The sequence below is a fragment of the Endozoicomonas sp. ALD068 genome, assembly GCF_049310145.1.
GTDB lineage: Bacteria > Pseudomonadota > Gammaproteobacteria > Pseudomonadales > Endozoicomonadaceae > Endozoicomonas_A.
In genome coordinates, this window is sequence record NZ_JBLYNU010000004.1 from 956,459 (window position 1) to 968,940 (window position 12,482).

Consider the following 12,482-nt stretch of genomic DNA (forward strand, 5'->3'; position numbering starts at 1 on the left):
GAGCGGCTCCTGTTCGCTTCAGTTGATTGTCCATTAGTAGAATGCAGGATGTTGGCAATGAGCTTTGCTGATAAAGTACTGGCCGTAAATAACGACCTTCCTATTCGAACAGAGCTTCCCGTGCACTCAGGTAAGGTCCGCTCTGTTTATTGGTTGACAGAGGCGGACAGCCGTCGTCTGATCAGGGAAAAGGGCTATGATGTAGCCGGTGATACGCCTCTGGCTATCATGGTGATTTCTGACCGGATGAGTGCCTTTGACTGCATCTGGAAGGGTGAAGGAAACATGCAGGGTGTACCCGGAAAAGGGGCTGCCCTGAATGCGATCTCCAATCACTGGTTCAAATTGTTCAGGGAATCGGGGCTGGCTGACAGCCACATACTGGATATTCCCCATCCCTTCGTCTGGATCGTTCAAAAAGCCCGGCCAGTGATGATTGAAGCGATCTGTCGTCAATACATTACAGGATCCATGTGGCGTGCCTACAGCAAGGGTGAGCGTGATTTCTGTGGTATCCGGCTTCCGGATGGTCTTGAGAAGGATCAGAAATTACCGGATTTGCTGATAACACCTTCCACCAAGGGTATTCTGAAAGGGATTCCCGGTGTGCCGGAGGTGGATGATGTTAATATCACTCGTGCTGACCTTGAGGCAAATTACAGGTCTTTTAACTTTCACAAGCCTGAAGATATTGATCGTTATGAAAGGCTTCTTAAAGAAGGCTTTGATGTCATTTCCGAAGCCCTTGGCAAGCTGGATCAGGTGTTTGTGGATACCAAGTTTGAGTTTGGGTATGTCGCCACTGCCAGTGGTCAGGACAGGCTAATTTACATGGATGAAGTAGGAACACCGGATTCATCCAGAATCTGGGACGGTGCGTCATACAGAGTGGGTAAGGTGGTGGAAAACTCCAAGGAAGGTTTTCGCCAACAGTTGCTGAATTATTTTCCTGACCCTGACATTCTGCTCAACAAGGACAGAATGCACGAGCGACGGGCCCTGGCCGAAGAAAACGAGCTGCCTCAATCCATTATGATGGCTGTATCCAGAACCTATCTGGATATTGCTGAGCGCATTACAGGCGAGCCTGTTCAACTCTCAGACAGCCCCAAAGCCGAAATTGTAGCCATTCTCAAGGATCAATATGGTTTGATTGATTAAAGGTTTTAGTCGGGCGTTCTTCAGTCGTTTGAGCCGGTTGACGGGGGTTGGCCGCTTAATAGCGATTGGTTATTAGCGAAAACCTGCGGTATGACGGTAATTTGCCCTCTTTTTTCAATAGATGATCTGAATAAGGCTTACGTCATCTGTTTTTTATGCACAAATGTCAAGCCCTTGACGTCAAAAAAACGCATCGGGTCTAAGTAATTGATTTTATAAGGATGAGTTGTAACTTGTTGAAAATTAAAGAAAAATAATTGATCAAAAAGTGATCGATTTGTATGTGAGGCAGTAAGAATCAGTCTTTCTGAATGATTTGGCAGGTTCTTCCACAAAGTTATCCACAGATTTTGTGGGTAAGATTGCAGTAATGCTTCACTAACAAGTCATATGAGCTGCCTTTAATGCCCTTTATGACAACTTTTTATTAAAGAATGCTGCGCTCCTGACGAGGCGGCTAGAGAATCTGAGTATGAACGAATTGCCGAATATTGTTGATCTGACAGAAGAAAATGTTCGAGAAGTATTAGTTGAACAGTCGGCCCAGCGACCGGTGCTACTGGATATCTGGGCTGAGTGGTGTGAGCCCTGCAAAAGTCAGCTACCGATTCTGGCCAATCTGGTAGAGAGCTATCAGGGTAAGTTTTTGTTGGCCAAACTGGATGCAGATCAACCTCTGGGTCAGCAGTTAATGGCTCAGCTGGGTGTCCGCAGTGTCCCGACACTGGTTTTCTTCCATCAGGGACAACCTGTGCAGGTGTTGTCCGGTTTACAGACTGAGGTGGCTCTGAAAGAAGTGCTGGATCCTTTGACAATGAGCCCTGTGGAGCGTATCCGTTTGCAGGTCGATCAGTTGATTGACGAGGGGCAGCACGAGCAGGCGCTGCTGCTGTTGCAGCAGATTTTACAGGAAGAGCCCGAAAATCAGGCGCTTCAGGTACTTCAGGTTAACCTTCTGCTGGAACTGGATCGTGTTGACGATGCCAAAGCCTTGATGGCTGCACTGCCTGCCGATGCCGCAGGCATTGCCCAGCCCAGGGCGAAGCTGGCTTTCTATGAGATGGTGGTCCGGGCACCGCAAATGGCAGAACTGGAAGCTCGCCTTCATGATGATGAAAACGATCATGAGGCTCGTTATCAGCTTGCTATCCGTCAGGTGATTGCCGATGACAATGAGCAGGCCCTGGAAAACCTTCTGTTGATTGTCAGAACAGACCGTACCTTCCGTGAAGACGGAGCCAGACTGCTAATGCTAAAGGTTTTTGATCAGCTGGGGGCTGGAGACCCATTGGCCAAGCGTTATCGTGGCAAGCTGTTTGGGTTGATGCATTGACGGATTAGTGAGTTGGTATGAGTTGGGCTTCCTGTGAAGGGAAGCCCGGTGGCGGGTTTTCTTACCTGAACCGTCGCTTAAGATTCAGTTGTCCCTTCTGTAAGTCCGCCTAGCGCCTCTGCCAGGTCATTGATCAGCTTTCTCAGGGAAAGGCTCATGACTGCGAAATCGGCATCGAATTGTTCCGCCGCAGTTTCTGCTTCTACTTCGTCCAGTTGATCCTGGATCACTTCAGTGAACTTCAGCTTTCGTACAATCAGATCATCACTGAGCACAAAAGTTTGTGCTTCATCCCATTGCAGGGACAATTTGCTCACCTGCATGCCGCCCTCCAGGTGAGCCTGAATTTCTTCTGTGATCAATGCCTGCCGACGGACATTGATTTGCCCACCCTCATCACCAGGCTCTCGCAGGTCGCATTCGTCACCCAGAATAAAGGGGGCTGGGACAGCAGGGTTTTCTGAAAGCCATTGTGTCATGGACGCTGAGGGCAGGTTCTTTAAGGGGGGGTTAATAACCGGCAGGCTACCGAGGCATTCTCTCAGACAGCTGGTCAGTTCTTCTGCTTTCTTGAAAGAAGAAGCATCCACAACCAGCCAGCCCTCTCTTGTATCCATGTAAGCGAACGTTTTCTGATGTTTGGTGAAAGCTCTGGGCAGTAGCTCCATCATAATGTCGTCCTTGAGCGCTTTTTTTTCCTTACTGAACACTTCCCGTTGTTCTTCCTGTTCTATCGTTTCTATTTTTTCTTCCAGGGCATCTTTGATAACACTGGCGGGAAGAATCTTTTCCTCTTTCTTGGCGCAGATCATGACAAAATCACCACTGGTGTGAGTCAGCATATCTCCATGGCGACCCAAAGGTGGCACCCAGCCATAAGAGCTGATGTCCTGACTGTTGCAGCCACGAAAGCGTTTTTCAGAGAGCTTTTCTTCCAGCTCTTCACTGTTCCATGCAATGGGTTTGGTGAAACGATAGAAAATCAGGTTTTTAAACCACATGATTGAGTCCATGCAAAATTGAGTGCCTGCATTATACGCATCAGGCTTACGCTAAGTGAGAGAATGTGTGTTGTTTTCGGTATTGAGTATTCATAAAGCTGCTTTAACCGGGAAGGTTTCTCGTAGCCTCAATATCCTTTTGCAATGCTATGTTATCGATACTTATAAAAAAAGTGTCTAAAGGCGGTTGCGTGAGGTTCGGTTCGCTGCTTATAATGCGCCGCGTTGTTGAGAGACACACGGTCATGACCGAAGGGTGATTAGCTCAGCTGGGAGAGCATCTGCCTTACAAGCAGAGGGTCGGCGGTTCGATCCCGTCATCACCCACCACTTTGAATGTTAAGACGCAAAGTGGCAGGTTAATTGAGCTGTATAGCGGACCGGTAGTTCAGTTGGTTAGAATGCCGGCCTGTCACGCCGGAGGTCGCGGGTTCGAGTCCCGTCCGGTCCGCCATCTGATTCAGGATGCAGTAGTCGATGATTTCTTTTTCATTACTTCTCTCAATCAGGACTTGAACGACAAATGTCTTCATGTATAGTCGGTACCGACTCGTCAGCCAGGGGTCGTTAAAAAATACTTTGGGTGATTAGCTCAGCTGGGAGAGCATCTGCCTTACAAGCAGAGGGTCGGCGGTTCGATCCCGTCATCACCCACCAGTTTTTATAGAGAGCAGTGATTAAATGTGCTCTTTATTAAATGAATGCGGACCGGTAGTTCAGTTGGTTAGAATGCCGGCCTGTCACGCCGGAGGTCGCGGGTTCGAGTCCCGTCCGGTCCGCCAGGTTTCTTGATTGAAAGCAAAGATTGTACGACAGGCGCAATCGATCTCTGAAGCGAAAAGCTTCAGATCAGGGTGATTAGCTCAGCTGGGAGAGCATCTGCCTTACAAGCAGAGGGTCGGCGGTTCGATCCCGTCATCACCCACCAGATTTATAGAGAACAGTGATTAAATACTGTTCTTTATTAAAAAGAATGCGGACCGGTAGTTCAGTTGGTTAGAATGCCGGCCTGTCACGCCGGAGGTCGCGGGTTCGAGTCCCGTCCGGTCCGCCAGGTTTCTTGATTGAAAGCAAAGATTGCACGACAGGCGCAATCGATTTCTGAAGCCAAAAGCTTCAGATCAGGGTGATTAGCTCAGCTGGGAGAGCATCTGCCTTACAAGCAGAGGGTCGGCGGTTCGATCCCGTCATCACCCACCAGATTTATAGAGAGCAGTGATTAAATACTGTTCTTTATTAAAAAGAATGCGGACCGGTAGTTCAGTTGGTTAGAATGCCGGCCTGTCACGCCGGAGGTCGCGGGTTCGAGTCCCGTCCGGTCCGCCATATTCAAGAATCTAGTGATTTTTGTCGCTAGGTTTTTTTCGTTGTTTAGCCCTAAAAAATACGGTTTTTTCACTCCTGCCTGAGTTTTCATCCCCCACCTTTAGCCGGACAGCTTATCTTTCGGGACTCTGGGGTTCTCCAAGCGTTTATGCAGCTTGGCTTTGAACTGTTCTCTCACCGTGGAGTTGAGTTTCTGTCATTCTTTCCACGCCAGTGCAGAAAAATCCAGCTCATAGGTCATCAATATTTACCCGAATCCTCTCATCATTTTTGCGTTCTTCGACGATGGCAGCGAGTTCCAGGTCGTCCAAAGCATCGAGCATGGCTTCATAAAGATGGGCTGGTACCGCATAAAACACGGGTTGATTGCGATTCAGGATGGCCACGGTTTCACCATTGGCTTCTTTCAGAATGGCCATCGGGTTCTTTTTTAGTTCGGATATCCCGGCACTGACGTCAGCGAGAATAGGATGGACTGAGGCCATAGCAAGCTCCTTTTACGGTTCATTAAAAGATCAAATAATAGACCTATTAATAGATTTCTTCAAAGGTTGTTTAAATGGTTAATAGCCTGTCAGTCAAAAGTCCATATTTTGAAGGCTTCTTCAAAGGGCTGAGGCCAGACACTCGCCTGACCGTTTCCGAATGGGCTGATCAAAAGCGGATTCTTCCAGCAAAAGCCACCAAAGAAGCAGGACGCTGGCGAACTTCCCGCACACCGTACCTGAAAGAGATCATGGATTGTCTCTCACCATCGTCACCTGTTGAGCAGGTGGTATTTATGAAAGGTGCCCAGGTGGGCGGCACTGAATGTGGCAATAACTGGCTGGGCTATGTGATTGACCATACGCCGGGTCCGATGATGTATGTGCTGCCCACGCTGGATATGGCAAAGCGAACCTCCAAGCAGCGCATTGCTCCGATGATCGATGAAATGCCAGTTAAGGGTTCATCTCAGGCAGGCAAACCTATCGCCACATTTCCCAAAACCAAAAACAAGAAAGGGGTCTACCTGACATTGGTTGGCACCGATACTGCTATCCGTGAGCTATTCACCACTGGGCAACGCTTCACTCCAGAGGCCCGAAATATCAGCTTCAGTGAAACCCGGTTATATATTGCCCCAAGCAATGCCCATCTTTCGTTTGCTGACTTGCAGCTACACATTGAAGTCGTCGTTTAATAACAATCCAATGCCATCTGCTCCAGCGTCGCCAAGTCAACCATTTCAAGCGCTGCCATATTGGTCGCAGCCAGGTAAACCGGCGGAGCGACACCTGCCTTATGAGCCTCCACCCAGCGACTTACGCACAGACACCAACGGTCACCGGCTTTCAGGCCGGGAAAGCCAAACGCAGGATTAGGTGTGATGAGGTCGTTACCTTTGGACAGGGAAAATTGCAGGAACTCATCGGTCATCCGGGCGCAGACCGTATGACTGCCGGAGTCCTGTGGACAGGTATGGCAATATCCGTTCCGAAAGAAGCCAGTCATTGGACTCTGACAACAAACCTCTAACTGTCTACCAAGCACATTGAGCTGTTCAAACAGCATTTCTAACATGTAAAACCCTCCCATGATTAACCCATGGCCTACAAGATAGGAGAAAAACCATGTCTAGGATAGATCGTAGTTTTATTGGTGCCGGAAGCATCTACCTCAAACCTGCCGATGGCAGCGCGCCTCTGCTGCCCGTTGGTAACGTCAGCGAGTTCAAGTTCAGTTTTGAAGAAGATAAAAAGGAACTGAAAAACTACCTGGGCGGTGGCGGTAACCGAAACACTATCAGCCGGATCTCGTCTATTTCTGCCAGCCTCACTGCCCACGACTTTACGGCAGTTACCGATGAACCCCACACGTCTTTTGGTGTGGCTGATGAACTGATCCCGTTCGATAAAATGCCTGACCTGACCAAGACCATTACGGTTAAGGACAGTCTGAGTACCACTTTGGTAGTAGGCGTTGACTACACACTGACCAAAAGCCGGGATCAAAGTCATTGCAGGCTCTAAAATGGCAACTTAGAAGTTGCCGCCGTCTTCTATTATCGAGTATCTCAATATTTTCTATGCATGTCCCCGGTTTGATATAACTTTTGGATCATCCGAATCAACACTGGTAACGGTTAAAATCAATGATTCCGAAATAATTGGACATCCTTATATTTGACAAACTAACATTTTTTATTTTTTTCCTTCATATGGACGTCCTATTTTTTTCACTTAACTCTTGCCAGTGGGTGGCAAGGGTCAAAAAATCAACAGAGCAGGGGAACTTAACACCTTTCAGGCTCACATCCCGTGCTGTGAGATAGAAATCGTAAAATTGAACGTTGCGCTCGTTTCGGCTCATTGACGTGGCATTTGATGTTGTTGACTGGGATGAAGATTTTATAACTTTGAACGTTGGTACGCTATACACCAACTACTGATATTTCAGTGGATCTATTTATAAAAATTTGAAATATGGCTGTTATCAGAAAATTCTGCAAACGGTTCCCCACCCACCGCCATACATAAAAACGATTATCTTTGGGTAGTCGTTTTTTTTATTCACAGATGGCCAGGTTTCAGGCGAAAAAAAAGCTAGTACTGAACCAGCTTTTTTGGAAGCGGAACGTGCTTTTTGTCAAAAGCGACGACCGCCTTCACGATTACCACCAAAGCCACGACGAGCGCCGCCGTTGTTGTTGCGGGGACGTTCGGTTGCGATACTGACGCGGATGCTGCGACCCGCCACATCCTGACCATCCAGAGCAAGAGCTGCTTCTGCAGCATCTGCGGAACTGAAAGTTACGAAAGCAAAGCCACGAGAACGACCGGTTTCACGATCAAGGATAATTTTCGCCTCCTCGATTTCGCCGAAGGCACCAAAAGCCTCTTCCAGATCTTGTTCTGTTGCGGCGAAGGCCAGGTTACCAACGAACAGTTTGTTTGCCATTTTTCCTCTATCTCCGGGGACGCTGTAGCTGCTTTTCTGCGACCTTTCAAAGCACCAAGTGTCGTTGGAGACACTGTCTTTTCGGGTATCAGGTAAGAGTACAATGTTTAAGTGAGATTCCATTGTAGCACGTAGATCAGTGGAATGAAGGCTTGTTATATTTATTATTTATTACTGATATCGTTTGTATCACTGGCATATTGCGCCATCTTCGTTTACTCAGAGTTAAACCAGAAGAGCAAACAGGGTTATGTGTTTTTTAAATCTTATTGGTAATAGTGTACCTGTTGAAAGAATAAATACTTATCTCGTAGGTAATTGCCCTATTGCTGTTGATATCCTTCGCCTTGATCAAGTTGATCCGCTAATCAGCGGTAACAAGTGGTTCAAGCTTAAATACTTTCTCATTGAAGCGCATTCAAGAAAGATCAGAACACTTTTAAGTTTTGGTGGCGCCTGGTCTAATCATCTTCATGCTATGGCGGCCGCAGGTTATCGGTCTGGCTTTCAGACAATAGGCATTATTCGCGGTGAGAAACCGGCTAAACCTTCTGCCATGTTGCAGGATGCAGAACGCTGGGGTATGAGACTGATCTATGTCAGTCGTGCTGATTATAAGAAGCGATACGAGACTGAGTATCAGCAGGCGCTTTTAAAACAACTGTCGCTCTCTCTGGATCAGCTGATGATTGTTCCCGAAGGAGGCTCGGGCGAAGAGGGTGTCAGGGGATGTGAGGATATTCTTGACGCAGGCTCCATCCGGGCTTCGGAATATGATGAGATCTGGCTCGCCTGTGGTACCGGAGCCACCATGGCCGGCATTATTCGCAGTGCAGGCAGTGACACCCGCGTGAGGGGGGTTGCCGTGCTCAGGGGAGCAGGCTTTCTGAAGGATGATATTCAGCAGTATCTCTCCCCGGCCGCAACACGATGGAATCTTGAGCTCGATTACCATTGTGGCGGCTATGGCAAAACCACCCCCGGTCTTATTCAGTTTATTCTGGAATTCGAGCGGGAAACCGGAGTCCCTCTGGACCCGGTTTATACGGGTAAACTATTTTTCGCTCTGAAAAAGATGGCCCAATCGGGAGGGCTGTCGGGGATCAGCAGGCTGCTACTCATTCATACCGGCGGCCTCCAGGGGCGTCGTGGCTTCAGGGAGTGGGCTACTTGAATTTATTAATCAGCGAGCCCACAGTGTCGGTTATCCCCGAAGGAAGAGCCGAACTTAACAGCCCGGCGGCTTTGCCACTGGGGCTAGCCTTGAGATAATCGATCAGTATGGTTGAAAACTTCGAAATCATCTCGTCCTTCAGACCCAGTTTTGTAAACTGCTGACTCAGGGTGTCGAAATTGCCCAGTAAACTGGAACTGCTTAACAGCGACGATGAGTTTTTGTCATGGGTCACTTCCGGAGCTGCCTTTAATAAGTCCGATGTTTCCGGTAGAGCTTCCTTGATTACACTGAAGTCTTCTTTTGATAATTGGGAGTTGGCTAACTGAAGAAGGGCGCCTGCACCTCCTTCGGCCTGGAACTTGCTGACATTTAGTTGGCTGGTCAGGGTATCAATCAACCCCATGGCATGACTTGCCGGTGATTGCAGAACAAAAAGAGTGGCAAGAATGAAGAACAGCTTACTGCAGAAACGGTTGATGAAGAAGCTCCGGCGTTTCATAAAACAATACCCTATTAGCAAAAGTAATCCTTTTAATTATTTATCAATGCCGATAAATAGTTGTTACAAATTGTTATATAAAAATGATTGGTTAACAAGAGTCGTTTATATTTTGGCGGCTATTCTCGCCCTGGCTTCCCAGTCATCGGGCACCACAAAAAAACGACTGTTTTCACACAGTTCACCCTCTTTTTTATGGCATCGAACCACCATTTGAGGGCGGGCACTGTTGGATAGTTGCAGTTGCAGGCGCTTGATCAGTTCGTCTCCGGAGAGATGAGTCGCTGTATCAGACAGGCCTCTGTAGGACGATAGCCAGAGCGATTTTGGCAGAGGCAGGTAGCAGACTTCGCCTTCCTCGAGTTCCAGCCAGGACGACAGCTGATTAAAGGGTAGCCAGTGTCCTCTCGGATGATAAACAGAGCAATCTTCCGGGGGTGGGCAGATGCCTGTGACCGGATAAAAAAGGTATCCCTGAAAAAGTATTTCCGTCTCTATCCCTGAGATATCCAGAGCGTTGAGTGCACGTTGTCCAGCCAGCGTCTGTGAAAGCGTAATCTGATGGTGCAACATATGGTTGAGCTTCTTGTCCATGCGGTCGTGCAGACCTGGTCCAATCCAGTGGTGCCATGGGCTGGCCGAGTGAGTGTGGGAGGGAAGACCCAGGTAGTACTTGACGGCGAGTTCCCGGTGAATAAAAACCTCGTCCTTGAGGGACTTGAGAATCAGGTCGAACTCACCCAGTGTCTGGTGATTATTCTGAATCTGAAGATTGCAGGCAATCAGCTGATAGTTTTCTGAATGTCTGAGGATGTATTGCCAGAGTGATTCATAATAGATACCCAGCAGATGACTCCGTCGCTGACGCAGAATCTCTACTAGCTCTGAATAGCCAGAGCCTGTAATCTGGGCATTATGCACCGGGCAGGTTGCCGGGCAGATAAACCTCGCATCATAATCAGGGTTAATGATGGAAGGGCTGCTGAGTAACCATTGCACATCCCGGGCTATCTGCTGATGAGAGAGGCGAATCATTTTTGGCAGTTCATGGTGTCCGAACGATGGCTTTGAATAATAAAATGATGGCTGATCATTGCCGACTGTGAGAAGCCGACAGGTGATGAATAAGAGTAACAGATTCAAATCGGTGTGTTTACATTCAAAGGATAACAACGGTCACCCAATCCTGGGTGTGGTGTCATCCAGGCAGGATAAATTCACCAACGATAAGTGATTTAGACCGATGGAAGAATTCAAGCAGGTTGGGATTACCGGGCGTCAGGGTAAGGCCCATATCGAAGACACCTTGAAGCGTCTGACCGATTTTCTGCAGTTGCAGGGAGTGACTGTATCTCTGGATGAGCAATTGTCGGGCCTTTTGCCGGGGCATGGTTTTCAGGTCTGCGACCGGGCGAGCATGGGTAAAACCTGTGATCTGGTGGTAGTCATCGGAGGTGACGGCAGTTTATTAGGAGCAGGCAGAGAGCTTTCTGTCCATGATGTTCCGGTAGTGGGTGTCAACCTTGGACGTTTGGGCTTTCTGACCGATGTTTCACCCGATGAGCTGGAAACCTGTATTGGCGAAATGCTCAATGGCCATTACCGAATGGAGAAGCGGTTTCTGCTGGAAGCCAAGGTTGAGCGCCAGGGTCAAACCATTGGTTGTGGCGATGCTCTCAATGATGTGGTGCTGCATCCGGGGGTGTCCACCAAGATCATAGAGTTTGAATTGTTTATTGAAGACCAGTTTGTCTATCGCCAGCGTTCTGACGGTCTGATTATGGCAACGCCTACAGGCTCAACAGCTTATGCTCTGTCGGGTGGTGGACCCATCATGCATCCAAAGCTGGATGCTATTGTGCTGGTCCCCATGTATCCTCATATGTTGACTAACCGGCCCCTGGTTGTGGATGGTAACAGTCAGTTGAAGCTTGTGATTCATGAAGGCAATGAAATCCATCCACGCATCAGCTTTGACGGGCAGGTGGATATCGAGCTGATGCCTGATGATGTCATCCTGATTCGTAAAAAGAAGCAAAGTCTGAGATTGTTGCATCCTTTAAATCACAATTTTTACGAAGCCTGTCGATCCAAATTAAGATGGTATCCCAATGAGGATGCAGAGTGACATTTTTGTCTACAATTACCTGTTTGAGCATTACAAGAGTTGACTATGTATAGGGCGCTTGAGCTTTCTGCACATAAGGATTTGAGTGCATTGTCCTACTTTCTTTACCGGCAGGGAGTGCCCCACAGAATTACCGAGGAATCCGGGAAACAGGTACTGTGGACCCAGAATGAGCAGCAGGGAGAAGCGGTAGAAAAGTTTTACCGAGACTGGCAGTCCGGAGAACTTGAGCTGGAAGTGGCGCCTCCCCGAAGAGGACCTGAAGTGGGAAACTTTTTCAAAAACATTCCCTGGAAACGCTTTCCCTTCACCTTCCTGATTCTTGCGATTTGTCTGGTGGTGGCTGTCCTGACTCATCTGGGCGAGAATATTCAGGCTATTTCCAGTTTCACCTTCGTAGACTTCAAGCTAGCTAATGGCTACATCTATTATGCCACTCTGGAACATACTCTGGAGAGTCATCAATACTGGCGTCTGATCACTCCGATCTTCATTCATTTCGGGATTCTGCATCTGGTGTTCAATGCCCTGATGTTCTATGTGCTGGGTGGCAGAATCGAAATGCATCAGGGCGGTATCCATCTGCTGGGGCTGGTTTTGCTGACCGGGGTTCTGTCAAATTTTGCCCAATATGCCATGTCAGAGGGGTCTGTGCTGTTTGGTGGCCTTTCCGGTGTGGTGTACGGTCTGATGGGTTACAGCATGGTACGTGAAAGGCTTGACAAAAGTTTTTATATGGGACTGCCACCGGCGATCTACGGCTTTATGCTTGTCTGGCTGGTGATTGGTTATACCGGTGTTCTGGGGCCATTGCTGGGACAGATGGCAAACGCTGCACACCTCGGAGGACTGGTATCCGGGGCTTTATTGGGTGGGCTGGCCGCTTTGATGTTCAAGTCCAGAATTAAGACTTAATG

General features: G+C 48.3%; 13 protein-coding genes and 8 tRNA genes. 15 read left to right on the forward strand and 6 right to left on the reverse strand.

Annotation, left to right across the window (positions count from 1 at the left end; genetic code table 11):
* Positions 1 to 57 precede the first annotated feature (57 nt).
* Both ACO6V5_RS02810 and ACO6V5_RS02815 read left to right on the forward strand, forming a co-directional pair.
* Positions 58 to 1,161: a phosphoribosylaminoimidazolesuccinocarboxamide synthase gene (locus ACO6V5_RS02810; RefSeq protein ID WP_422134440.1), complete on the forward strand. Its 1,104-nt coding sequence runs from the start codon at positions 58 to 60 to the stop codon at positions 1,159 to 1,161.
* Between the two features lie 472 nt (positions 1,162 to 1,633).
* Entirely contained in the window at positions 1,634 to 2,494 is an 861-nt protein-coding gene (locus ACO6V5_RS02815; protein ID WP_422134439.1) for a tetratricopeptide repeat protein, read from the forward strand.
* A gap of 77 nt (positions 2,495 to 2,571) precedes the next feature.
* On the opposite strand, the gene rdgC is transcribed toward ACO6V5_RS02815, so the two are convergent.
* The gene (rdgC, locus tag ACO6V5_RS02820) at positions 2,572 to 3,495 is read right to left on the reverse strand and encodes a recombination-associated protein RdgC (protein ID WP_422138438.1); all 924 of its coding nucleotides are present in this window, start codon (positions 3,493 to 3,495) and stop codon (positions 2,572 to 2,574) included.
* 254 nt (positions 3,496 to 3,749) lie between these two features.
* On the opposite strand from rdgC, the gene ACO6V5_RS02825 reads away from it, so the two are divergent.
* The 8 genes from ACO6V5_RS02825 to ACO6V5_RS02860 all read left to right on the forward strand — a co-directional run bounded on the left by ACO6V5_RS02825 (position 3,750) and on the right by ACO6V5_RS02860 (position 4,821).
* Positions 3,750 to 3,825: transfer RNA gene (locus tag ACO6V5_RS02825), tRNA-Val, on the forward strand.
* Positions 3,826 to 3,872: 47 nt separating this feature from the next.
* A tRNA-Asp gene (locus ACO6V5_RS02830) sits at positions 3,873 to 3,949 on the forward strand.
* Between the two features lie 127 nt (positions 3,950 to 4,076).
* Positions 4,077 to 4,152: transfer RNA gene (locus ACO6V5_RS02835), tRNA-Val, on the forward strand.
* A 48-nt stretch (positions 4,153 to 4,200) separates the two neighbouring features.
* Positions 4,201 to 4,277: transfer RNA gene (locus ACO6V5_RS02840), tRNA-Asp, on the forward strand.
* Positions 4,278 to 4,347: 70 nt separating this feature from the next.
* Positions 4,348 to 4,423: transfer RNA gene (locus ACO6V5_RS02845), tRNA-Val, on the forward strand.
* Positions 4,424 to 4,472: 49 nt separating this feature from the next.
* A tRNA-Asp gene (locus ACO6V5_RS02850) sits at positions 4,473 to 4,549 on the forward strand.
* A 70-nt stretch (positions 4,550 to 4,619) separates the two neighbouring features.
* Positions 4,620 to 4,695, forward strand: a tRNA-Val gene (locus ACO6V5_RS02855).
* A gap of 49 nt (positions 4,696 to 4,744) precedes the next feature.
* Positions 4,745 to 4,821 (forward strand) — tRNA-Asp (locus ACO6V5_RS02860).
* Between the two features lie 230 nt (positions 4,822 to 5,051).
* Here ACO6V5_RS02860 and ACO6V5_RS02865 read toward each other — a convergent pair.
* Positions 5,052 to 5,306 (reverse strand): type II toxin-antitoxin system Phd/YefM family antitoxin, encoded by a 255-nt coding sequence (locus ACO6V5_RS02865; RefSeq protein ID WP_422412287.1) that lies wholly within the window; start codon positions 5,304 to 5,306, stop codon positions 5,052 to 5,054.
* A gap of 74 nt (positions 5,307 to 5,380) precedes the next feature.
* On the opposite strand from ACO6V5_RS02865, the gene ACO6V5_RS02870 reads away from it, so the two are divergent.
* On the forward strand, positions 5,381 to 6,004 hold the full coding sequence (locus tag ACO6V5_RS02870; protein WP_422412289.1) for a phage terminase large subunit family protein: 624 nt from the start codon (positions 5,381 to 5,383) through the stop codon (positions 6,002 to 6,004).
* Here the strand turns inward: ACO6V5_RS02870 and ACO6V5_RS02875 are convergent.
* Entirely contained in the window at positions 6,001 to 6,384 is a 384-nt protein-coding gene (locus ACO6V5_RS02875; RefSeq protein ID WP_422134435.1) for a DUF2237 family protein, read from the reverse strand. The genes ACO6V5_RS02870 and ACO6V5_RS02875 overlap by 4 nt on opposite strands.
* Before the next feature lie 50 nt (positions 6,385 to 6,434).
* Between ACO6V5_RS02875 and ACO6V5_RS02880 the strand changes: the two genes are divergently transcribed.
* Entirely contained in the window at positions 6,435 to 6,833 is a 399-nt protein-coding gene (locus tag ACO6V5_RS02880) for a hypothetical protein (protein ID WP_422134434.1), read from the forward strand.
* A gap of 616 nt (positions 6,834 to 7,449) precedes the next feature.
* Here the strand turns inward: ACO6V5_RS02880 and ACO6V5_RS02885 are convergent.
* Positions 7,450 to 7,884 carry an RNA recognition motif domain-containing protein gene (locus ACO6V5_RS02885; protein ID WP_422134428.1) on the reverse strand — a complete coding sequence of 145 codons (435 nt, stop codon included), beginning with the start codon at positions 7,882 to 7,884 and terminating at the stop codon, positions 7,450 to 7,452.
* Between the two features lie 127 nt (positions 7,885 to 8,011).
* Here ACO6V5_RS02885 and ACO6V5_RS02890 point away from each other — a divergent pair, with 127 nt between their 5' ends.
* Positions 8,012 to 8,935, forward strand: a complete 924-nt coding sequence (locus ACO6V5_RS02890) for a 1-aminocyclopropane-1-carboxylate deaminase/D-cysteine desulfhydrase (protein WP_422412292.1) — start codon at positions 8,012 to 8,014, stop codon at positions 8,933 to 8,935.
* Here ACO6V5_RS02890 and ACO6V5_RS02895 read toward each other — a convergent pair.
* On the reverse strand, positions 8,928 to 9,437 hold the full coding sequence (locus tag ACO6V5_RS02895) for a DUF2780 domain-containing protein (protein WP_422138435.1): 510 nt from the start codon (positions 9,435 to 9,437) through the stop codon (positions 8,928 to 8,930). The two genes, ACO6V5_RS02890 and ACO6V5_RS02895, sit on opposite strands and share 8 nt — an antisense overlap.
* A gap of 105 nt (positions 9,438 to 9,542) precedes the next feature.
* Complete coding sequence (locus ACO6V5_RS02900; RefSeq protein ID WP_422412294.1) at positions 9,543 to 10,472, reverse strand: DUF1853 family protein; 930 nt, start codon at positions 10,470 to 10,472, stop codon at positions 9,543 to 9,545.
* Positions 10,473 to 10,680: 208 nt separating this feature from the next.
* On the opposite strand from ACO6V5_RS02900, the gene ACO6V5_RS02905 reads away from it, so the two are divergent.
* Both ACO6V5_RS02905 and ACO6V5_RS02910 read left to right on the forward strand, forming a co-directional pair.
* On the forward strand, positions 10,681 to 11,565 hold the full coding sequence (locus tag ACO6V5_RS02905; RefSeq protein WP_422134424.1) for an NAD(+) kinase: 885 nt from the start codon (positions 10,681 to 10,683) through the stop codon (positions 11,563 to 11,565).
* A gap of 45 nt (positions 11,566 to 11,610) precedes the next feature.
* The gene (locus tag ACO6V5_RS02910; protein ID WP_422134423.1) at positions 11,611 to 12,480 is read left to right on the forward strand and encodes a rhomboid family intramembrane serine protease; all 870 of its coding nucleotides are present in this window, start codon (positions 11,611 to 11,613) and stop codon (positions 12,478 to 12,480) included.
* Positions 12,481 to 12,482: the final 2 nt, after the last annotated feature.